The 20,914-nt window shown below is 69.4% G+C and carries 18 protein-coding genes; 9 read left to right on the top strand and 9 right to left on the bottom strand.

The annotated features are described in order from the left end of the window. Positions 1 to 62 precede the first annotated feature (62 nt). Positions 63 to 1,187, top strand: a complete 1,125-nt coding sequence (gene disA / locus ACIRA5_RS18665) for a DNA integrity scanning diadenylate cyclase DisA (RefSeq protein ID WP_075032414.1) — start codon at positions 63 to 65, stop codon at positions 1,185 to 1,187. Between the two features lie 176 nt (positions 1,188 to 1,363). On the opposite strand, the gene ACIRA5_RS18660 is transcribed toward disA, so the two are convergent. Next, positions 1,364 to 2,173 carry a hypothetical protein gene (locus ACIRA5_RS18660; protein ID WP_403691895.1) on the bottom strand — a complete coding sequence of 270 codons (810 nt, stop codon included), beginning with the start codon at positions 2,171 to 2,173 and terminating at the stop codon, positions 1,364 to 1,366. 337 nt (positions 2,174 to 2,510) lie between these two features. Between ACIRA5_RS18660 and ACIRA5_RS18655 the strand changes: the two genes are divergently transcribed. From ACIRA5_RS18655 to cseC, 5 genes are all read left to right on the top strand, one after another. Then, on the top strand, positions 2,511 to 3,434 hold the full coding sequence (locus ACIRA5_RS18655; RefSeq protein ID WP_403691893.1) for an A/G-specific adenine glycosylase: 924 nt from the start codon (positions 2,511 to 2,513) through the stop codon (positions 3,432 to 3,434). 270 nt (positions 3,435 to 3,704) lie between these two features. Beyond that, positions 3,705 to 4,244 carry a SigE family RNA polymerase sigma factor gene (locus ACIRA5_RS18650; RefSeq protein ID WP_060898668.1) on the top strand — a complete coding sequence of 180 codons (540 nt, stop codon included), beginning with the start codon at positions 3,705 to 3,707 and terminating at the stop codon, positions 4,242 to 4,244. Beyond that, on the top strand, positions 4,232 to 4,885 hold the full coding sequence (locus ACIRA5_RS18645; RefSeq protein ID WP_403691892.1) for a hypothetical protein: 654 nt from the start codon (positions 4,232 to 4,234) through the stop codon (positions 4,883 to 4,885). Before ACIRA5_RS18650 ends, ACIRA5_RS18645 begins: the two co-directional genes overlap by 13 nt. Positions 4,886 to 4,904: 19 nt before the next feature. Continuing rightward, positions 4,905 to 5,609 carry a two-component system response regulator CseB gene (gene cseB, locus ACIRA5_RS18640; protein ID WP_403691890.1) on the top strand — a complete coding sequence of 235 codons (705 nt, stop codon included), beginning with the start codon at positions 4,905 to 4,907 and terminating at the stop codon, positions 5,607 to 5,609. A 362-nt stretch (positions 5,610 to 5,971) separates the two neighbouring features. Beyond that, entirely contained in the window at positions 5,972 to 7,297 is a 1,326-nt protein-coding gene (cseC, locus tag ACIRA5_RS18635) for a two-component system sensor histidine kinase CseC (RefSeq protein WP_403691889.1), read from the top strand. A gap of 287 nt (positions 7,298 to 7,584) precedes the next feature. Here cseC and ACIRA5_RS18630 read toward each other — a convergent pair whose 3' ends face one another. Next, entirely contained in the window at positions 7,585 to 9,183 is a 1,599-nt protein-coding gene (locus tag ACIRA5_RS18630; RefSeq protein WP_403691887.1) for an MDR family MFS transporter, read from the bottom strand. Between the two features lie 150 nt (positions 9,184 to 9,333). Between ACIRA5_RS18630 and ACIRA5_RS18625 the strand changes: the two genes are divergently transcribed. Continuing rightward, the gene (locus ACIRA5_RS18625) at positions 9,334 to 9,945 is read left to right on the top strand and encodes a TetR/AcrR family transcriptional regulator (protein WP_403691885.1); all 612 of its coding nucleotides are present in this window, start codon (positions 9,334 to 9,336) and stop codon (positions 9,943 to 9,945) included. On the opposite strand, the gene ACIRA5_RS18620 is transcribed toward ACIRA5_RS18625, so the two are convergent. Continuing rightward, positions 9,942 to 10,532 carry a M23 family metallopeptidase gene (locus ACIRA5_RS18620; RefSeq protein WP_403691884.1) on the bottom strand — a complete coding sequence of 197 codons (591 nt, stop codon included), beginning with the start codon at positions 10,530 to 10,532 and terminating at the stop codon, positions 9,942 to 9,944. The two genes, ACIRA5_RS18625 and ACIRA5_RS18620, sit on opposite strands and share 4 nt — an antisense overlap. Before the next feature lie 493 nt (positions 10,533 to 11,025). On the opposite strand from ACIRA5_RS18620, the gene ACIRA5_RS18615 reads away from it, so the two are divergent. Continuing rightward, a complete protein-coding gene (locus ACIRA5_RS18615) occupies positions 11,026 to 14,166 on the top strand; it encodes an NACHT domain-containing protein (RefSeq protein WP_403691883.1) in 3,141 nt (1,046 codons plus the stop codon). A 65-nt stretch (positions 14,167 to 14,231) separates the two neighbouring features. Here ACIRA5_RS18615 and ACIRA5_RS18610 read toward each other — a convergent pair whose 3' ends face one another. Then, a complete protein-coding gene (locus ACIRA5_RS18610; protein ID WP_054237510.1) occupies positions 14,232 to 16,757 on the bottom strand; it encodes an ATP-dependent Clp protease ATP-binding subunit in 2,526 nt (841 codons plus the stop codon). A 430-nt stretch (positions 16,758 to 17,187) separates the two neighbouring features. Here ACIRA5_RS18610 and ACIRA5_RS18605 point away from each other — a divergent pair, with 430 nt between their 5' ends. Next, positions 17,188 to 17,856 (top strand): SCO3374 family protein, encoded by a 669-nt coding sequence (locus tag ACIRA5_RS18605; RefSeq protein WP_403691881.1) that lies wholly within the window; start codon positions 17,188 to 17,190, stop codon positions 17,854 to 17,856. Positions 17,857 to 17,890: 34 nt separating this feature from the next. Here the strand turns inward: ACIRA5_RS18605 and ACIRA5_RS18600 are convergent, their stop codons facing one another. The 5 genes from ACIRA5_RS18600 to ACIRA5_RS18580 form a co-directional block, all read right to left on the bottom strand. Beyond that, the gene (locus tag ACIRA5_RS18600) at positions 17,891 to 18,226 is read right to left on the bottom strand and encodes an Lsr2 family protein (RefSeq protein WP_095853285.1); all 336 of its coding nucleotides are present in this window, start codon (positions 18,224 to 18,226) and stop codon (positions 17,891 to 17,893) included. A 227-nt stretch (positions 18,227 to 18,453) separates the two neighbouring features. Then, the gene (locus tag ACIRA5_RS18595) at positions 18,454 to 18,999 is read right to left on the bottom strand and encodes an amino-acid N-acetyltransferase (RefSeq protein ID WP_403691878.1); all 546 of its coding nucleotides are present in this window, start codon (positions 18,997 to 18,999) and stop codon (positions 18,454 to 18,456) included. 9 nt (positions 19,000 to 19,008) lie between these two features. Beyond that, entirely contained in the window at positions 19,009 to 19,482 is a 474-nt protein-coding gene (locus ACIRA5_RS18590; RefSeq protein WP_403691877.1) for a BlaI/MecI/CopY family transcriptional regulator, read from the bottom strand. Between the two features lie 189 nt (positions 19,483 to 19,671). Then, positions 19,672 to 19,851: a hypothetical protein gene (locus ACIRA5_RS18585; protein WP_403691875.1), complete on the bottom strand. Its 180-nt coding sequence runs from the start codon at positions 19,849 to 19,851 to the stop codon at positions 19,672 to 19,674. A 13-nt stretch (positions 19,852 to 19,864) separates the two neighbouring features. Further along, positions 19,865 to 20,488: a hypothetical protein gene (locus tag ACIRA5_RS18580; protein ID WP_403691947.1), complete on the bottom strand. Its 624-nt coding sequence runs from the start codon at positions 20,486 to 20,488 to the stop codon at positions 19,865 to 19,867. Between the last annotated feature and the right edge of the window lie 426 nt (positions 20,489 to 20,914).

The following is a 20,914-nucleotide window of genomic DNA, read 5'->3' as shown; positions in this document are numbered from 1 at the left end:
CCCGTCCGTACGAACCCTGGACGAATCTTGGGCGACCGGAAACCCGCGACCGGAGGAGTGCAGTGGCAGCCAACGACCGGGCAGCAGCTCCCGGAAAGTCCGGTGGGAGCTCCGGTGCCGATGGCCTGATGCGCGCCTCATTGAGCGCCGTGGCACCTGGCACGGCCCTGCGCGACGGGCTCGAGCGGATCCTGCGCGGGAACACCGGCGGACTCATCGTGCTCGGCTGGGACAAGACCGTCGAGTCGATGTGCACGGGCGGCTTCGTCCTGGACGTCGACTTCACGGCGACCCGGTTGCGCGAGCTGTGCAAGCTCGACGGCGGCATCGTCGTCGACAAGGACATCACCAAGATCCTGCGGGCGGGCGTCCAGCTCGTGCCCGACCCGACGATCCCGACGGAGGAGACCGGCACCCGGCACCGCACGGCGGACCGGGTGAGCAAGCAGGTCGGCTTCCCTGTCGTCTCGGTCTCCCAGTCGATGCGTCTGATCGCGCTGTACGTCGACGGTCAGCGCCGCGTTCTGGAGGACTCCGCCGCGATCCTCTCCCGCGCCAACCAGGCCCTCGCGACCCTGGAGCGCTACAAGCTCCGCCTCGACGAGGTCGCGGGCACGCTCTCCGCGCTGGAGATCGAGGACCTGGTCACCGTCCGGGACGTGTCGGCGGTGGCGCAGCGCCTGGAGATGGTGCGGCGCATCGCCACGGAGATCGCCGAGTACGTGGTGGAGTTGGGCACGGACGGGCGTCTGCTCGCCCTCCAGCTGGACGAGTTGATCGCGGGCGTGGAGCCCGAGCGGGAGCTGGTGGTCCGGGACTACGTGCCGGAGCCGACCGCGAAGCGTTCCCGCACGGTCGACGAGGCCCTCTCCGACCTGAACGCCCTGCCCCACTCCGAGCTGCTCGAACTGCCCACGGTGGCGAGAGCCTTGGGCTACACCGGCTCCCCCGAGGCGCTCGACTCCGCGGTCTCCCCGCGCGGCTTCCGCCTCCTCGCCAAGGTCCCGCGTCTGCCCGGCGCCATCATCGACCGCCTCGTGGAGCACTTCGGCGGTCTGCAGAAGCTCCTCGCCGCGAGCGTCGACGACCTCCAGGCGGTCGACGGGGTGGGCGAGGCGCGGGCGCGCAGCGTCCGTGAGGGGCTGTCGCGACTGGCGGAGTCGTCGATCCTGGAGCGCTACGTCTGACGCGCTGTGCCTGACACGCCGTGCCTGACGCGCTGTGCCTCACGCACTCCGTCTGACGCGCGATGTCTTACGTGCTGTGTCCTACGCGCTCCGTCTTGCGAGGCCGGGCGCGTTTCAAAGGCGCGTGCGAGCCGTGCGGGCGCGATCGCCCGCCTCCGTGCTCAGTCCTGGGACAGTCAGTCCTGGGACAGCACGAACGACGTCGTCGCCTTCGCCAGGCCCGGCGCCTTCGCCTCCACCAGATAGGTGCCCGCGGTCGCCGAACCCGCCGGAGGTGTGGCGCACTGGGCGGCGCTGGCCGTGCGGTCCCAGTCGACCGTGTAGGTCACCTGGTCGCCGGCCGGAACGCGGAAGTAGAGACTGGCCACGTCCTTGGGACAGTCGCTCGAGGACCAGAAGCTCTTGTCGCCGCCGGCCTGAGTGATCGTCAGGACCGCGCTCTTCGGGCCGAGATCGACCTTGCAGTCAGTGGCGGAGGAGTTCTTCGCGATCAGCTCGATCGAGGGCTTGTCGCCGGGGGCGTACGTGTTGTGCACGCTGCGCAGGGTCAACTTGACGTCGCCCGCGGTGCAGTTGGGGAGGGTGGAGCCGGCCGGTACCTGATCCCCGGAGCTGGTGCCGGCGCTGGAACCGCCTTGCGAGCCACCACCGCCCGCGCTGCCGGTCCCACCGGAACCGTCCCCACCGCCACTACCACTGCCGCTGCTGCCGCCGCTTGCCGTGCCGGCGGTCGTGCCAGGGCTGGACTCGTCGCGGCCGCCCGGGTGTTGGCTGATCGCGGGTCCGGAACCGGAGGGGCCCGGGGTGATCGTCTGCACGGGGTTCTTCCCGTTCGACCCGTCCGCGTTCTTCTTGCCGCCTCCGCCGCCGCTGACGACCCAGGCGATCAGCAGCGCCAACAGCGCTACCAGGGACAGCAGAACGGCCCTCCGACGCCAGTAGATGGTGGAGGGAAGTGGCCCGACCGGATTGCGCATAGATCCCACGGCGCAAACTGTACGAGAGATCCACGCCGGCGCTCGCCCCACCCGCCGCCCTGAGCGTCAACTTTTCCGGATCATCATTCCGGCACACCGGCCGAGTTGCCCCCACACCGCCCCTTCCCGTCCTCCGGAGGCTGCCGGGCGCGGCCCTCCGGCCGACCGGAGCGCCCCTTCAGGGGTGCGGGGCTGTGACATTGTGCGGCTCCGCCGCGTGGGCGCGACCAGCTCCCACCGCCCCGCAGGCGAAGGAGTCCGTGTGGGGCCGGGGCGAAAAGCCACTCCTCCGCGCCTCGGAGGAAGCCGCGTAGTCCCATCCCCGCATGGCAGGATCGGAAGCGCCATGACTGCACCCACCATGCCCACACCCAGCCCCCAGCCCGACGCCCTCGGCAAGACCCTGCACGAGCCGGTGATCACCTGGTTCGACGAGCATGCCCGCGACCTTCCCTGGCGCCGCCCCGACGCCGGCCCCTGGGGCGTGATGGTCAGTGAGTTCATGTTGCAGCAGACTCCGGTGAGCCGGGTCCTGCCCGTGTACGAGCATTGGGTCGCCCGCTGGCCCCGCCCCGCCGACCTGGCCAAGGAGGCTCCGGGCGAAGCCGTCCGCGCCTGGGGCCGGCTCGGCTACCCCCGCCGTGCGCTCCGGCTGCACGGCGCCGCGGTCGCCATAACGGAACGGCACGGCGGCGACGTACCCACGGAGCACGCTCAGCTGCTCGCGCTGCCCGGTATCGGGGAGTACACGGCCGCCGCCGTCGCCTCGTTCGCGTACGGGCAGCGGCATGCCGTGCTGGACACGAATGTCCGAAGGGTGTTCGCACGGGCCGTCAGCGGCGTGCAGTACCCGCCGAACGCCACCACCGCCGCCGAGCGCAAGCTCGCCCGTGCCCTGCTGCCCGAGAACGAGGGCACCGCCTCGCACTGGGCAGCCGCCTCCATGGAGCTCGGCGCACTGATCTGCACGGCGAAGAACGAGGCCTGCCACCGCTGCCCGATCGCCGCGCAGTGCGCCTGGCGGCTGGCGGGCAAGCCGGCGCACGACGGCCCGCCGCGGCGCGGCCAGACGTACGCGGGCACGGACCGCCAGGTGCGCGGCAAACTCCTCGCCGTACTGAGGGAGGCCGTCGAGGGCCCGGTCCCGCAGTCCGTACTCGATCGCGTGTGGGACGAGCCCGTGCAGCGGGCCCGCGCCCTCGACGGACTCGTCGCCGACGGACTCGTGGAGCCGCTCCCGGGTGGTTTGTATCGGCTGCCCTTGACCTAGTCACCGCCCCCAGGACACCGGTCACACCCGCAAAACCACCCCAACCGGGACTTGTAACCACACCGCCTTACCCACCTCGTACATCCGTTACACAACCGACGTACAGCCGAGGGCTCACCGAAGGCTGCCTCGGACAACCCCGTGACAACGCCTCCGTAGCTTCATTTCCGTACCGCACGCACAGCAGAACGACAGCGGGACACAGGAATCGGAGAACCGGCAGCAGGCGCGAGCCAGGCACGTCGGAAACGGGGATGGAGGCGGTTGATCATGGCGCACGGCGAGGTGCTCGAATTCGAGGAGTACGTCCGCACTCGGCAGGACGCGCTGCTGCGCAGTGCCCGTCGCCTGGTCCCCGACCCTGTCGACGCCCAGGACCTCCTGCAGACCGCGCTCGTACGGACGTACGGCCGTTGGGACGGCATCGCGGACAAGCGGCTCGCGGACGCCTATCTGCGCCGCGTGATGATCAATACGCGGACCGAGTGGTGGCGGGCGCGGAAACTCGAAGAGGTGCCCACCGAGCAGCTCCCGGACGCCTGCGTCGACGACTCGACCGAGCAGCACGCGGACCGGGCGCTCCTTATGGACATCATGAAGGTTCTCGCTCCCAAGCAACGCAGCGTCGTGGTGCTGCGACACTGGGAGCAGATGTCCACGGAGGAGACGGCCGCCGCCCTCGGCATGTCGGCCGGAACGGTCAAGAGCACGCTGCACCGGGCGCTCGCCCGGCTCCGCGAGGAGCTGGAGAGCCGCGACCTGGACGCACGCGCGCTCGAACGTGAGGAGCGGGAGCGTTGCGCGGCCTAGGAACTCGGGCCAGGCAGGTCCTGAAGGCGGGGAGCGCGGTGACGGCCGCGCTCGCCGCCCTCGGCCTTTTCCTGACCGCCTGCGCCACGGGTGGCACGGGCGCCCGCGACGAGGGCCCGGCGAGCAGTGAGGCGGTGGCGAAGGGGGCGGCCCCGAGCCCCGCCGCCACCGCCTCCCCGTCCAAGACGCCCCAGCGCGTGGACGCGGTCAAGCTCGTCAAGGACGACCCGGAGGTCAGCGACTCGGTCAAGAACGCGCTGACGAAACCGTGCGTCGCCGACGAGTACCCGGTCGACGTGTCGTACGGGGATCTGACCGGAGGAACCACCGACGACATCGTGGTCAACGTCATGACCTGCGGGGATGCCGTGGGGATCGGCTCGTACGTCTACCGCGAGGAAAGTGGCAGGTACGAGAATGTCTTCAAGACCGAGGAGCCGCCGGTCTACGCGGAGATCGACCGGGGCGACCTGGTGATCACCCAGCAGTTGTACAAGAAGGGCGATCCGGTGGAATACCCCTCCAGCGAAGAAGTGATCACCTACGGGTGGACCGCGACCCGCTTCACCGAGAGGTCCCGGACGCACAACGACTACAGCAACGCGGTGGGCGGCGTCGACACGCCCGCTCCCGCGAACTGAGCGCAGACGGAGCAGCCGGATGGCAGAGCAGACCCACGTCCTGTTCGTCGAGGACGACGACGTCATCCGCGAGGCCACGCAGCTCGCTCTCGAGCGCGACGGCTTCGCGGTGACAGCCATGCCCGACGGGCTGTCGGGCCTGGAGGCGTTCCGCGCCGACCGTCCCGACATCGCCCTGCTGGACGTGATGGTCCCCGGACTCGACGGTGTCTCGCTGTGCCGCCGCATCCGTGACGAGTCCACCGTCCCCGTGATCATGCTGTCCGCGCGCGCCGACTCGATCGACGTCGTGCTGGGCCTGGAGGCGGGCGCCGACGACTACGTGACCAAGCCCTTCGACGGGGCCGTGCTGGTCGCCCGGATCCGCGCCGTGCTGCGCCGTTTCGGACACGCGAGCGGTCCGAACGGAACCCCCGAAGAGACCTCGTCCGTCGACGGCGGAGTGCTCTCCTTCGGTGACCTGGAGATCGACACCGAGGGCATGGAAGTCCACAAGAGCGGTACGCCGGTGGCTCTGACGCCGACCGAGATGCGGCTGCTGCTGGAGTTCTCCTCCGCGCCGGGTACGGTGCTGAGCCGCGACAAGCTGCTCGAACGTGTGTGGGACTACGGCTGGGGTGGGGACACCCGTGTCGTCGACGTCCACGTACAGCGGCTGCGGACGAAGATCGGCCAGGACCGGATCGAGACGGTCCGTGGCTTCGGCTACAAGTTGAAGGCCTGAGCAGGGGTATGCGGGGGATATTTCGGCGCCGGACTCCGGCGGACGGCGACGGCCCGACCGGCCGCAACAGACCGGCCGACGGGGGTGGCGGGCGCGGGCCGGTCCATGGGTACGGCCCGGCCGACGGGCCCGGACCTGTCAACGGGTACGGCTCGGTGACGGGGAGCAGTCCAGTGGCCGGGAGGGGTCCGGTGACCGGGAGCGGCCGGACCGGCTGGAACACACCTGCCCACGGCCGGGGCACACCCGTCGACCGGGGCCCATCCGTTCGTCACGGCACGCCCGTCGACCGGGGCCCATCCATTCGTCGCGGCACGCCCGTCGGCCGGGGCCCGTCTGCCGGCCGCGGCGCGCCTGTGGGCATGCGCATGGCGGCCGCCGCAGGGAACTCCGGCATTCGCACGGGTATCCGGTGGAAGCTCAGCGCGGCGATCGCCATGGTCGGCGCGCTGGTCGCCATCGCGCTCAGCCTCGTCGTGCACAACGCGGCGCGCGTCTCGATGCTCGACAACTCGCGCGACCTGGCGGACGAACGCATCACGGTCGCCGAGCGCATGTACCAGTCCGGGCGGACCCAGGCCTTCGGGGTCAAGGTCGACGACCCGGCCATCCCCAAGGACCTGCTGGCGAAGGTCATGGAGGGCCGGCGGGCCACCTTTGTGGCCGACCGTCCGAACGGGGTCCCGGACATCTGGGCGGCCGTACCCCTCAAGGACGGCCGCGTCCTCTCGCTCCACACCGGTTTCACGGACCGCAACACCGACGTCATGAAGGACCTCGACCAGGCGCTGATCATCGGCTCGATCGCGGTCGTCTTCGGCGGCAGCGCGCTCGGCGTGCTGATCGGCGGCCAGCTCTCGCGCCGGCTGCGCAAGGCCGCCGCCGCGGCGAACCAGGTCGCCAAGGGTGAGACCGACGTACGGGTACGGGAAGCGATCGGCGGGGTCGTACGGGACGAGACCGACGACCTCGCGCGCGCGGTGGACGCCATGGCGGACGCGCTCCAGCAGCGCATCGAGGCCGAGCGCCGGGTGACCGCCGACATCGCCCACGAACTGCGCACGCCGGTGACCGGCCTGCTGACGGCGGCGGAGCTCCTTCCCCCCGGCCGCCCCACGGAACTCGTCCGCGACCGGGCCCAGGCGATGCGGACCCTCGTCGAGGACGTCCTCGAGGTGGCGCGGCTGGACGGCGCCTCCGAGCGGGCCGAACTCCAGGACATCCTGCTCGGCGAGTTCGTGTCGCGGCGCGTGGCCGCCAAGGACGCCGACGTCGACGTACGCGTGATCCACGAGTCGGAGGTCACGACGGATCCGCGTCGCCTGGAGCGCGTGCTGTTCAACCTGCTGGCCAACGCGGCGCGGCACGGCAAGCCGCCGATCGAGGTCTCGGTCGAGGGCCGGGTCATCCGGGTCCGCGACCACGGTCCCGGCTTCCCCGAGGAGCTTCTCGCCGAGGGCCCCAGCCGTTTCCGCACCGGCAGCAGCGACCGCTCGGGCCAGGGTCACGGCCTCGGCCTCACCATCGCGGCCGGTCAGGCGCGGGTGCTCGGCGCCCGGCTGACCTTCCGCAACGTCCGACCCGCCGGAGCCCCGGAGCACGTGCCTGCGGAGGGTGCGGTCGCGGTGCTGTGGCTGCCGGAACACGCGCCGACGAACACCGGCAGCTATCCGATGCTGCCGACCTGAGGCCGGTGAGCGAGTACCGGTTGCTGTTGCTGTTGCCGTTGCCGCCGGCCTGGCCCGGCTCGGCCGGTTCCCCGCCCAGCCGATGCCTTCGGTTGCGGGCGGGTAGGGACTGGGCGGGCAGCTCCCCGCGCCCGTGAAGACCCCGACTCGCCCGGCGTCGCGCACACCAGGCCGCGAAGAGGCTCGGGTGGCGTCAGGTGCGTACAGGAGAAGACCCCCGGGGCGGACACTCCGGGGGTCTTCGGATCAAGCGGGGTTTGGATCGGGCGAGGTCGGGTCGGACGAGGTCAGACGGTCTCGACGACGGTCGGCTTCGACGCCGGCTCGCTCGCCGCGTCCTCGCTCGAACCCTCCGGCGCGGGCGCCCCCGCTCCCGCCCCCCGAAGCGGAACCTCCTTCACGAACACCGCGGCCACCAGCGCCCCCAGCGACACCACCGCACCCAGCAGGAACGCGGAGTGCGTTCCGGAGGACACCGCGTACTGGTACGCCTCCCGCGCCGCCGCCGGCAGCTTGGCCAGGCTCGCCGCGTCCAGCTGCGCCGACTGCTCGGTGACCTTGGACCCCAGCGCCCCGGCCCGCTCGCTCATCACGTCCTGGACCCGCTGGTTGAACAGCGCACCCATGATCGCGACGCCGAAGGACGAGCCGAGCGTACGGAAGAGAGTGGTGGACGAGGACGCGACGCCCATGTCCTTCATCTCGACGCTGTTCTGCGCGACCAGCATGGTGATCTGCATCAGGCAGCCCATGCCGAGGCCGAGCACGGCCATGTACAGCCCGGAGGTGAACCGGGTCGTACCGGTGTCCATCTGAGAAAGCAGGAACAGGCCGACCGCCATGAGAACGCCGCCGACGATCGGGAAGGCCTTGTAGCGCCCGGTGCCGGTGGTGACCCGACCGGCGACCATCGAGGTCACCAGCATCGCGCCCAGCATCGGCAGCAGGAGCAGCCCGGAGTTGGTCGCGGACGCGCCCTGCACGGACTGCTGGTACAGCGGCAGGAAGAGCGTGGCGCCGAACATCACGAAGCCGGTGATGAAGCCGATGATCGACATCAGCGTGAAGTTGCGGCTGCGGAAGATGTGCAGCGGCATGATCGGCGCGGCGGCCTTGGTCTGCACGAAGACGAAGCCGACCAGCGCGGCGACACCGATGCCGATGAGCTCCATGATCCTGGCCGAGCCCCAGGCGTACTCGCTGCCGCCCCAGGTGGTGACCAGCACGATGGACGAGATACCGAGGGCCAGCAGTCCGGCACCGAGGTAGTCGATCTTCGCCTGGACACGCTTCTTCGGCAGGTGCAGGACGGCACTGATGGCGAGGAGCGCGACGATGCCGAGCGGCAGGTTGATGTAGAAGGACCAGCGCCAGCCCCAGTGGTCGGTGATGGTGCCACCGATGAGCGGTCCGCCGATCATGGCGAGCGCCATGATGCCGGCCATCATGCCCTGGTACTTGCCGCGCTCCCGCGGCGGAATCAGGTCACCGATGATCGCCATGACGCCGACCATCAGACCACCGGCGCCCAGGCCCTGAACGGCACGGAAGCCGATGAGCTGACCCATGTCCTGGGCCATACCGCTGAGCGCGGAGCCGACCAGGAAGATCACGATCGAGGTCATGAAGGCGCCCTTGCGCCCGTACATGTCGCCGAGCTTGCCCCAGATGGGGGTGGAGGCGGCGGTCGCGAGGGTGTACGCGGTGACGACCCATGACAGGTGCTGGAGGCCACCCAGCTCGCCCACGATCGTCGGCATCGCCGTGCCCACGATCATGTTGTCCAGCATGGCCAGCATCATGGTGATCATGAGCGCGAGCAGCACGACGCGTACGCTGCGCGGTTGTTTCTCGGTCTCTATGACCGCTTCCTTGTTGTCCGCCATGCTTCCACTCCCCTGGGTACTTACTTGCCGCCCGGCAAGTTGACTACACTGAGGGAAGTTAGACCGGTAACTAGCCGGGCGTCAAGTAAGTTTTCCTGGATTTGCCAGTCGGACGACGCGTACGTTTCAAGGAGTGCGAGGAGCGCAGGGATGGGCGGCGACACCATGGACGGCACCAAGCGACAGCGCCGCGGGGACACCCGCCAGCGGATCCAGGACGTCGCCCTCGAACTCTTCTCCGAGCACGGCTACGAGAAGACCTCGCTGCGCGAGATCGCCGAGCACCTCGACGTCACGAAGGCGGCGCTCTACTACCACTTCAAGACCAAGGAAGACATCCTCATCAGCCTCTTCCAGGACCTGTCCAGGCCCATGGACGAGCTGATCGAGTGGGCACGGCAGCAGCCTCGCACCCTGGAGACGAAGCAGGAGATCCTGCGCCGCTACAGCAACGCGCTCGCCGAGGCGGCCCCGCTCTTCCGCTTCATGCAGGAGAACCAGGCGGCCGTCCGCGAGCTGCGTACGGGCGAGGACTTCAAGGACCGCATGATCCGGATGGTCGGCCTGCTCAAGGAGCCGGACGCCGATCTGACGGACCAAGTGCGCTGCATCAGCGCGCTGTTCTCGATGCACGCCGGGATGTTTTTGCTCAAGGACGTCGAAGGCGACCCCGAGGAGAAGCGCGAGGCTGTCCTGGAGGTCGCGATCGACTTGGTGACGCAGGCGCACGGCGGCGCCGGCATCACCCGTGAAGCGTCTTAGACGGTCACGCCCTGGCCGCGCAGGAAGGCCACCGGGTTGACCGCGGAACCGTAGTTCGGGGTCGTACGGATCTCGAAGTGCAGGTGCGGTCCGGTGGAGTTGCCGGTGCTGCCGGAGAGCGCGATGTGCTGGCCGGTCGCGACGACCTGCCCGATCCGCACGTCTATCCGGGACAGGTGGGCGTACTGCGAGTAGGTCCCGTTGCCGTGCTTGATGACGATGGCGTTGCCGTACGCGGGACCGTCGCCGGCGCCGTTGCCGCCGGCCTTGACGACGGTGCCGCCGTGCGCGGCGAGGACCTCGGTGCCGGTGGGCACGGCGAAGTCCTGCCCGGAGTGGTTGTGCTGCCACAGGTTGCCGGCCTGGTTGAAGCCCGCGGAGAGCGTGTACTTCTTCACCGGGTCGATCCAGGAGCCGGTCGCCTTGGTGGCGGCCGTCTTCACGGCGGCCTGCGGGGCCGCCTCGGTGGCGGCGGCCGCGACCCCGGCGCCCAGTACGGCCGTGGCACCCACGCCGACGGCCAGGACGGCCGCCCTGGAGCGGAGCAGGGACATACGGGAGTGGCGGGACGTGACGCGCTTCGACATGCGGAACCTCATCGGAACGGAGACGGGGGTCAGATCCACCCGACGGACACGTTGTCGCCGAGTGGGCCATCCCTTGGTAACCCGAATCCTGGCCGTCCCACAAAGTCCTCATCTACGACGCCAGGTCGTAGTTCACCCTAAAATTTCCAGCTTCTTGACAGACGCCCCACTCCGTATCGAATACGCCCGATTTTTCATGCTAGAGACGTTTAACCCCACATACGGGCGCTGCGTTCCGGCACATACGGCCCTCGCCGCACCACCGACCACGGCACCGCGCACCCCATAGGGGTTGTGCACCATTACGTCCGTTTTGCCCGCCCGTGGTTGTCTACTACCCGCCCTAGTAAGGGAAAAATCGCCTGTGCGTCATGTCACCGCGAGGGAGTGTCACAAGGCCGTGCGGGACCCTCGGCCCCGACCGCACTCCCCAACCTGCGACAGGCCCTAATGTGGTCTGCGCAGCCGTCACCGTGCCGTCCGGGGGAGCGTCATGGAACCAGCAGCCATAGGTGCCAAACTGGCCTCGAGCGTGGTCGCGCCGCTCGTCAGGAAGCTGTTCGTGGCGGACGGGCCGGGTGCCGGGCTCGTCGAGAAGCCACTGCGGATCTCCGGGTTCGTCTCCTTCAGGGGAGAGAAGCGGACCCTCGGGGAGAAGCAGCTGACCACGCTGGCGGCCGAGCTGGTCGCACGAGCCCTGCGCACCGGGGAGCGCCCGCCGGCCCCCGACGAGGAGCAGGCCGTCGTCCACGCCCTCGCCGACACCCTGCACGCCCTCGGCGACCTCACCATGACCGACGTACAGGCCGTGGAACTCGGTCACGAGGCGCTCGCCCTGCAGCTGCGCGCCGCGAGCGGCAACCCCGAGCGGGACCTCTCCTTCGACGCGACCCTGTTCTACGAGCGGATCCTGAGCGCGGCCTGCCTGCACATCCTGCACTTCTTCACCCAGCGCTCGGCCTTCGTGGCCCGCACGCTGGTGGAGCAGAGCCGCAGGCAGAGCGAACTCATCGCCAAGGTGGACGAGCTGATCGCGCGGACTCCGCCGCCCGGCGGCACAGATCCCGCCTTCGAGCAGCGGTACCTCGCGTACGTCGCGACCAAGCACAGCCGGCTCACCATCTACGGCATCGATCTCGTCAACTCCCCCGAGCGCTGGCCCCTCGACGCCGCCTACCTCAGTCTGCGGGCCGTACGGGCCACCGAGGACGCGGAGGCGACCGGCCCGAGCGGGACGCACATCGCGGCCGCCGGCAGCACCCTCCCCGCCGAACAGGCCCTCGCCGAACAGGACCTGGTGCTGCTGCGCGGAGTGGCCGGCTCCGGCAAGACCACCCTCGTGCAGTGGCTGGCCGTCACCACGGCCCGGGGCGAGCACGGCGACCGGATCCCGTTCGTCCTGCCCCTGCGCACCCTCGTACGCCGCCCCGACGGACTCCCGGCACCCGACGGTTTCCTCGCCGCCGCCCGTGTGCCCTTCCACGCCACCCAGCCGGACGGCTGGAGCGACCGCGTCCTCGGCACCGGGCGCGGGCTGCTCCTCGTCGACGGCATCGACGAGATCCCCGAACGCGACCGCGAGCGGACCCGCCGCTGGCTGCGCGAGCTGCTGGACGTCTATCCCGGCAACCAGTGGCTGGTCACCTCCCGCCCCTCGGCCGTCCGCGAGGACTGGCTCACCCCCGACGGCTTCACCGAACTCGCCCTCATCCCCATGGGCCGCGACGACGTCACCGCCTTCATCCGCCGCTGGCACACGGCGGCCCGGCTCGACGCCCCGGACACCGACCGCCTCGACGGCTACGAACACTCCCTCCTCACCGCCGTCGGCACCAAGCCCGACCTCGGCAGGCTCGCCACCAACCCGCTGATGTGCGGGCTGATCTGCGCGCTGCACCGCGACCGGCGGGGCTATCTGCCGCACGGCCGGCAGGAGCTGTACGACGCCGCCCTGTCCATGCTGCTGTCGCGCCGTGACGAGGAGCGCGACATGTTCGCGCCCGAACGCACCGGCGGCATCCACCTCACGGAACTCCCGCAGGTCCAGCTCCTCCAGCGCCTGGCCTACTGGCTCATCCGCAACAACCAGTCCGAGATGGACCGCGACCGTGCCGAACGCATCGTCGCCGACGTCCTGCCGTCCCTCCCGTCCGCCGCCGCGCAGGGCGACGCCCCGGCGATCCTGCGCCACCTTCTCGTCCGCAGCGGCCTGCTCCGCGAACCCACCCTCGGCACCGTCGAGTTCGTCCACCGCACCTTCCAGGACTACCTGGGCGCGCGGGCGGCGGTGGAGGACGGGGACTTCGGGCTGCTGGTGCGCGGCGCCTTCGACTCCCAGTGGTCGGACGTCATCCGGATGGCGGTCGCCCACGCCCGCCCCCGCGAACGGGCCACCCTCCTGACCGACTTGGCCAAGTCCGCCGAGGAGACGTCCGGAACGGCGGGTACGCGTATACGACTTCTCGCCCTGGCCGCGCTGGAACACGCCACGGAACTCGACCCCCACGTCCGCGCGGCCGTGGAACGGAACGCCGCCTCGCTCATCCCGCCCCGTACGACCGAGGAAGCCCGCACCCTCGCCGACGCGGGCCCACTCGTCCTGGAGCTGCTGCCCGGCCCCGAAGGGCTCACCGACGATCAGGCCAGGGCCGTGGTCATCACCGCGTCACTCATCGGCACGGACGCGGCGCTCCCGGTCCTCGCCCGCTTCCGGTCGCATCCGGTGCTGCGCGTACGGGCCCAACTCACCTGGACCGCCCACCGGTTCGACACCCGGCGCTACACGGCCGACGTCATCGCCCATCTGCCACCGGACGACCTGTACTTCTGCGCGCACTCCACCGACCAGCTGCGGGCCCTGCGCGACCTCGGCGGCCGCTCCATGGTCCAGGTCGTCGGAGACTTCGGCTCGGACGACATACGCGAGGGCCTGCTGCCGGATCAGCTGTCCAAACTCGTCGTACGCGACAACCGCGTCCTGCGTGATCTGAGCTTCCTGTCGGATCAGGCGCGGCTCGTACACCTGGACGTCAGCGGCGGCAGCCCGTACGTCGACGACCTCACCCCGCTCGCCGCGCTGCCCCTGAAATGGCTTTTGCTCGCCGGCCTGCCCGGACTCGAGAATCCGGAAGCGTTGGCACCGCTCTCGGCGTCCCGCACTCTGCGCCTGCTCGACATCGGCATCCCGTTGCACGGGGACTCCCTCGATGAGGTACTCCCCCGGAATCTGCCGCTGACGTATCTGCGGTTCACCAGGAACGCTCTGCAGCACACGGGATTGCGCGGCCTGAGTCATATGCACTCACTGAAGCAGCTGAGTCTGGCCACTCTCCCCGAAAACCTCACCCCCGAGGACTTCGAAGAGATCACCCGGCTTCCCGCTCTACAAGAACTTCGTGTGAACTGGAATGCCGTCGGGTGGAGCGCGGGTCCGGTACTGCCGAACGTGACGAGACTGCGGCTCAACAAGTTCACAGGAAACGAAGACCTCTCAAATGTCCCGGCCCTCTTTCCCGGCCTGCGCAGGGTCACGTTCCATCTCGCCCCGGACGTGACCGACGTACCGGAACGTCTCCTGGCGTTCCTCCCGGACACCGCGGCCGTCACCATCGAGAAAACGGACAGCGTGGTGTGAAAAAAAGGGGCTGCCCCGGGACCGAGGTCCCGGGGCAGCCCCTTCGTTCAGGCGAGCGCCGAGCGCTACGCCTCCTTGCTCAGGTTGGGTCCTGCCCCACCCGCGGCCTGCTCGATCGGCGGGACGTCGGGCAGCGCCGACTTCTCCTCACCGCGGAAGGTGAAGGTCTTGGTGTCGCCCTCGCCCTCCGTGTCGACGACCACGATGTGACCGGGGCGCAGCTCGCCGAAGAGGATCTTCTCCGAGAGCGTGTCCTCGATCTCGCGCTGGATCGTGCGACGCAGCGGCCGCGCGCCCAGGACGGGGTCGTAACCCTTCTTGGACAGCAGTTCCTTGGCGGACTGGGAGAGCTCGATGCCCATGTCCCGGTCCTTGAGGCGCTCGTCCACCTTGCCGACCATCAGGTCGACGATCTTGAGGATGTCCTCCTGCGTCAGCTGCGGGAAGACGACCACGTCGTCGACGCGGTTGAGGAACTCGGGACGGAAGTGCTGCTTGAGCTCGTCCGACACCTTGTTCTTCATGCGCTCGTAGTTCGACTTCGTGTCACCCGTGGCCGCGAAGCCCAGGTTGAAGCCCTTCGAGATGTCCCGCGTGCCGAGGTTGGTCGTCATGATGATGACCGTGTTCTTGAAGTCCACGACCCGGCCCTGGGAGTCGGTCAGACGACCGTCCTCCAGGATCTGCAGCAGCGAGTTGAAGATGTCCGGGTGGGCCTTCTCGACCTCGTCGAAGAGGACCACCGAGAACGGCTTGCGCCGCACCTTCTCCGTCAGCTGACCGCCCTCTTCGTAGCCCACGTATCCGGGGGGCGAACCGAAGAGACGCGACACCGTGTGCTTCTCGCTGAACTCCGACATGTCGAGGGAGATCAGCGCGTCCTCGTCACCGAAGAGGAACTCGGCGAGGGCCTTGGACAGCTCGGTCTTACCGACACCGGACGGGCCCGCGAAGATGAACGAACCACCCGGACGCTTCGGGTCCTTCAGACCGGCCCGCGTACGACGGATCGCCTTCGAGAGCGCCTTGACGGCGTCCTTCTGGCCGATGACCCGCTTGTGGAGCTCGTCCTCCATGCGCAGCAGACGCGAGGACTCCTCCTCGGTCAGCTTGAAGACGGGGATGCCGGTCGCGGTCGCGAGGACCTCGGCGATCAGCTCGCCGTCGACCTCGGCGACGACGTCCATGTCGCCGGCCTTCCACTCCTTCTCGCGCTTGGCCTTCGCCGCCAGCAGCTGCTTCTCCTTGTCGCGGAGAGAGGCCGCCTTCTCGAAGTCCTGGGAGTCGATGGCCGACTCCTTGTCGCGGCGGACGCCCGCGATCTTCTCGTCGAACTCGCGGAGGTCCGGCGGCGCGGTCATCCGGCGGATGCGCATCCGGGAACCGGCCTCGTCGATGAGGTCGATCGCCTTGTCCGGCAGGAAGCGGTCCGAGATGTACCGGTCGGCCAGGGTGGCGGCCTGGACCAGCGCCTCGTCCGTGATGGAGACCCGGTGGTGCGCCTCGTAGCGGTCGCGCAGGCCCTTGAGGATCTCGATCGTGTGGGGGAGGGAAGGCTCCGCCACCTGGATCGGCTGGAAGCGGCGCTCGAGGGCCGCGTCCTTCTCGAGGTGCTTGCGGTACTCGTCCAGGGTCGTCGCACCGATGGTCTGGAGCTCACCGCGCGCCAGCATCGGCTTCAGGATCGACGCCGCGTCGATGGCGCCCTCGGCGGCACCCGCACCCACGAGCGTGTGCAGCTCGTCGATGAACAGGATGATGTCGCCGCGGGTGCGGATCTCCTTGAGGACCTTCTTCAGCCGCTCCTCGAAGTCACCGCGGTAGCGGGAACCGGCGACCAGCGCGCCCAGGTCGAGGGTGTAGAGGTGCTTGTCCTTGAGGGTCTCGGGCACCTCGCCCTTGACGATGGCCTGCGCCAGTCCCTCGACGACGGCGGTCTTGCCGACGCCGGGCTCGCCGATGAGGACCGGGTTGTTCTTGGTCCGGCGGGACAGCACCTGCATGACCCGCTCGATCTCCTTCTCGCGCCCGATGACCGGGTCGAGCTTGGACTCACGAGCGGCCTGGGTGAGGTTCCGGCCGAACTGATCGAGGACCAGGGACGTGGAGGGGGTGCCCTCGGCAGGACCGCCGGCGGTGGCGGTCTCCTTGCCCTGGTAGCCGGAGAGCAGCTGGATGACCTGCTGCCGCACCCGGTTGAGGTCTGCGCCCAGCTTGACCAGGACCTGGGCGGCGACGCCCTCGCCCTCTCGGATCAGGCCGAGCAGGATGTGCTCCGTGCCGATGTAGTTGTGGCCCAGCTGAAGGGCCTCGCGGAGCGAGAGCTCCAGGACCTTCTTGGCACGGGGGGTGAAGGGGATGTGCCCGGACGGGGCCTGCTGCCCCTGCCCGATGATCTCCTCCACCTGCTGGCGGACCGCCTCGAGCGAAATCCCGAGGCTCTCCAGGGCCTTAGCGGCGACACCCTCACCCTCGTGGATCAGGCCCAGGAGGATGTGCTCGGTGCCGATGTAGTTGTGGTTGAGCATCCGGGCTTCTTCCTGAGCCAGGACGACAACCCGCCGCGCGCGGTCGGTGAACCTCTCGAACATCGTTAATCGCTCCTCAGAGCGGTCAGGCAGTGAGGGGACGCTCCCCTCGCTGTCCTTCCGCAGCTTAGTCCCGCAAGCGGGGACCGCTCATTCCAACTGCCGACACCGTCCTTGGCCTCCTGACCCCGAACGCCGACATCTGCTCCAACCTGATGGTGCGAGACGATGTTCCCGCAGGCCAGGCAGATACCCTCACCAGCTGTACGCCGATGGCGAACGTGAGATGCCCGAGCCATGCGTGTCGCCCTTCCCACTAGGGATGTCTTACCCGTACGCACTGACACTCCATGCCGCGCGCACCGGTTCCCTCCGCTATGGGCGAACATCCTTGCGCCACCGGCCGCCCCCGCAAGCCTCTTCTTTCGACACTCAGCGCACATGATGAAACACCCAGCGTAACTCTGGAGCCCTTCTGACGGTTGCTCCTGACATGCTTCCCACTGTCCCCCTCCCCCGCCGCCCGCTCCACCCGAGCGACCCGGTGCGGCAGTGGTACGAGAACGAACTGGGCTGGGCGACAGTGCCCGGTTCGCCGCTACGACTGGCCGCCGGCCTGCGCTTCGACGTCCTGGACGTCCCTGCGGAAGCGGGTGTCAGGGCCCTGCGACACCTGGGACCGGCCTCTCCGGTGGCACTGCACGCATGCCGATCGGCACCGTGCGAGGATCCGGCGGCTCGGCGTGAGAAGGGGCCGGCTCGGCACGGGAAGCGGATGTGGCTCCTGGTGGCCGCGGGAAGCGCGGAGGAGCTGCCGGGGCTGCTCGACTGGCTGGAGTGGGGCGCTCTGGCGCTCGATCTCACGGCGATCGGCGCGGGCGGGAGCATCGAGGCTCCGCTGCCGCCGGGGATGCCCGAGGGGCCACTCACCGCGGACGGGGCCGGGACGGACAGGCCCGGCGGGTCCGGTCCACAGGGGGCCGCCGTGTGGCTGCGGCCCCCCGAGCCGGGGTGCGAGGTGGAACCCTCGTTGCCGACCCTGTCGGCCGTGGGGGGCGGTGGGGGCGCCCCCGATCTCGTACGACTCGTGGACACGGTGGCGACACAGTGCCACCGGGTCCGGCTGCGACGCGCGTGCGCCCAGCCGCCGGCCTACTCGTAGACCTTGGCTGGGCAACTGGGCCATGGGCCTCGACTCAGCCGTTGGCCTTCTCGTAGGCCTCGCGAATGGACGCCGGAACGCGGCCACGGTCGTTGACCTCGTAACCGTTCTCCTTCGCCCACGCGCGGATCTGCGCGGTGTCCTGGCTGCCACCGGAAGCGACACGCGCCTTTCCACGCCCTCCGGCAGCGCGGCCTCCCGTACGACGGCCACCCTTCACGTAGGCCTCGAGAAGGCCACGGAGCTTGTCCGCATTGGCGGTCGTGAGATCGATTTCGTACGTCTTGCCGTCCAGCGCGAACGTCACGGTCTCGTCCGCCTCGCCACCGTCGAGGTCGTCGACAAGAAGGACCTGAACCTTCTGTGCCACCGGATTTCCTTTCATCGATAACGTGAGGGTCGAGGGCCTGCGGCGTGTGCCGCTGTTTCACGTCCCCTGTTATATGCAGTACTGCAGTACGTCGGAAAGCAAACCGCTTTTGCTGGAAAAACACAAACCCCTGGGTGAGACTCGGGGGCCGCTGGAAGACCGGAAACATGCGCGTTTCGGACATAGGGAACGCGGGCAAGGCGGTCGGACGGAATAGTCGCCGGCGATCACAGATGCAGAAGCATGCGACTGTTGCCCAAGGTGTTCGGTTTCACTCGTTCGAGACCGAGGAACTCCGCGACGCCCTCGTCATAGGAACGCAGCAGCTCGGCGTAGACATCCCTGTCGACGGGCGTCTCGCCGATCTCCACGAAGCCGTGCTTCGCGAAGAAGTCGACTTCGAAGGTCAGACAGAAAACCCGGCGAACGCCGAGCCAGCGGGCGGTCTGGAGCAACTTCTCCAGCAACTGATGACCGACGCCGACGCCCTTGACCACGGGGTTCACCGCGAGAGTGCGGACTTCCGCGAGGTCTTCCCACATGACGTGCAGCGCACCACAGCCGACCACCTCGGCGTTGTCGTCGCGTTCCGCGACCCAGAACTCCTGGATGTCCTCGTAAAGCGTCACCGTCGCTTTGTCGAGCAGGATGCTACGGCGGACGTTCGCGTCGAGGAGGCGGCGCACGGCCGGGACATCACTGGTCCTGGCCCGCCGGACGGTGACGGCTTTTGCGGTGTCTTCGGGACGCGGTGCTGGATGCTCTGCTGGCATGGGCGGACGCTATCGCCCGGTGCCGCCCGGGCCGGAGTCGGGGTTCTCGCCCGGCTTCTCACCCTGCTTCTCACCGGACGCCTCGACTGGCTTCTCGCCGGCTGCGTCAGGGGTTACACGTGTTTCGCCGCCGCCCTCGCCTTGTTCGGGACCTTCTTCAGGCCCTTGCGCGATGCGTACGGCATCCCGCAGCGCGCGCCGCTGTTCCTCACTCATCATCCCGAAGAAGGCGACGAGAGCGGCGGCGGGGTTGTCACTCTGGGACCACGCGTCGTTCATCAGTGCGGCCGAGTAGGCGGCACGCGTGGAGACCGCCTCATATCGATAGGCCCGGCCTTCCGCCTCCCTGCGCACCCAGCCCTTCTGATGGAGATTGTCCAAAACGGTCATCACCGTGGTGTACGCGATGGACCGCTCCTGCTGAAGGTCTTCCAGGACTTCTCGAACGGTCACCGGGCGGTTCCACTTCCACACCCGCGTCATGACCGAGTCTTCGAGTTCTCCCAATGGGCGAGGCACAGCTCAGAACAATAGTGGGAGATCACCAACAAAAAGGGCGTACGACTCGAAAAACGTATGAAAACGTATGAGTCGTACGCCGATGAGTGCCCCGGCGGGGACGCGCGGGCCGCGTCGGCCGCGTCGGCCGGGGCATGTGACCTTGGTGTCGCCTCAGGCCTTGATGTCGGGGGAGGCCTGGCGGGCGCTCTCCGCGCGCTCGAGGGCGGCGTCGACGACCGCGTCCTCCTTGGACTTGTTGGCCCCGCCCTGGGTCTTCACGATCGTCACGATCAACCCGATGAAGAACACGGCCATCACTACGGGGGGCACCAGCGCGGAGACATAGTCCATGCCCCCAGAGTAGCTATCCCGCGGCGAGCTGCTGCGGCGGGTTCGCCGGTGGCGGCGCGGGCTTGCGCTTCGGCGGGAAGACCTCGCCCGGGGTCGGGATCGGACGGTCCGGGCGCGGGCTCCTGGCCGGGGACTGCGGCCGCGGCTCGGCGGCGGGGCTGCCCGCAGGCTTCTTCACGGGTTCCTCCGAGGCCGAGACCGCGGCCAGGCCGCCGGGCAGGGCCGTCAGGCGGGTACGGGAGGCGGGGACCGTGGGTGTGGTGCCGCGATCCGCGAGGCGGGTACGGACGTCCTGCTCCGCGAGGGTGTCGCAGCGGTCCAGGAGGGCGGCGGCGGTGGGGTTGCCGCGCAACGCCCGGAGCGCGGCGAGGTCGTCCGGGCCGGGACGGTAGCCCGAGCCGAGTGCTTCCTCCAGGAGGACGAGATAGCCCGCGGCGGTGCCGGGCAGGGCGGCCCGGTAGCGGGCGAGGTCGGCCAGCAGGAAGGCCCTGAGCCTGGCTCCCTCGCGGGCCGCCTCGTCGACGGACTCGGCGAGACGGAGGCAGTCCTGGACGTCTTCGGCCGAGGCGGGGGTGGGGTGGAGGGCGAGGGCGAGAGCGCGACGGAGCACACGCAGCTCCTGTGCTCCGAACGCCATGCCGCCGCGGGATCCGTAGGGCGTGGGCATGCGGTGACGATACGCGCTAATCAGACAAAATCCGCATAGCGCCTGCGCGTGTCCCTCCGGGGGTCGGCGGGGGTCGGCGAGGGTCGGCGGGGGGTTCGACCGCGGGTGAGTGTCCCCTGCGCCCCCTGCCGCGGCTCCGCCCCGAACCCCCGTCCACCCGAGCCCCTCGCCTGCGGGGCGGCGGGGGTTGCCCGCGCAGTTCCCCGCGCCCCCGGGGCGGGGGGCTTCGCCCCGCATTCCCCGCCCACCCGAGTTCGTTCGGCTGACGGCCGGTGGGGGCTGGGCGCGCGGTTCCCCGCGCCCCTGAGAGCCTCGGCTCGACCGGTGTGTGAAGGCGAGGCCGAAGGTCGCATCGCAGACCGCTCCCCGGCCCCCACCCTTCAGCCCGTCCGACGG

This window comes from Streptomyces sp. NPDC096311 (genome assembly GCF_044763085.1).
Classification (GTDB): Bacteria; Actinomycetota; Actinomycetes; order Streptomycetales; family Streptomycetaceae; genus Streptomyces.
The sequence above is the reverse complement of the archived record's forward strand: the minus strand, read 5'-3'. Positions and strand labels throughout refer to the sequence as shown.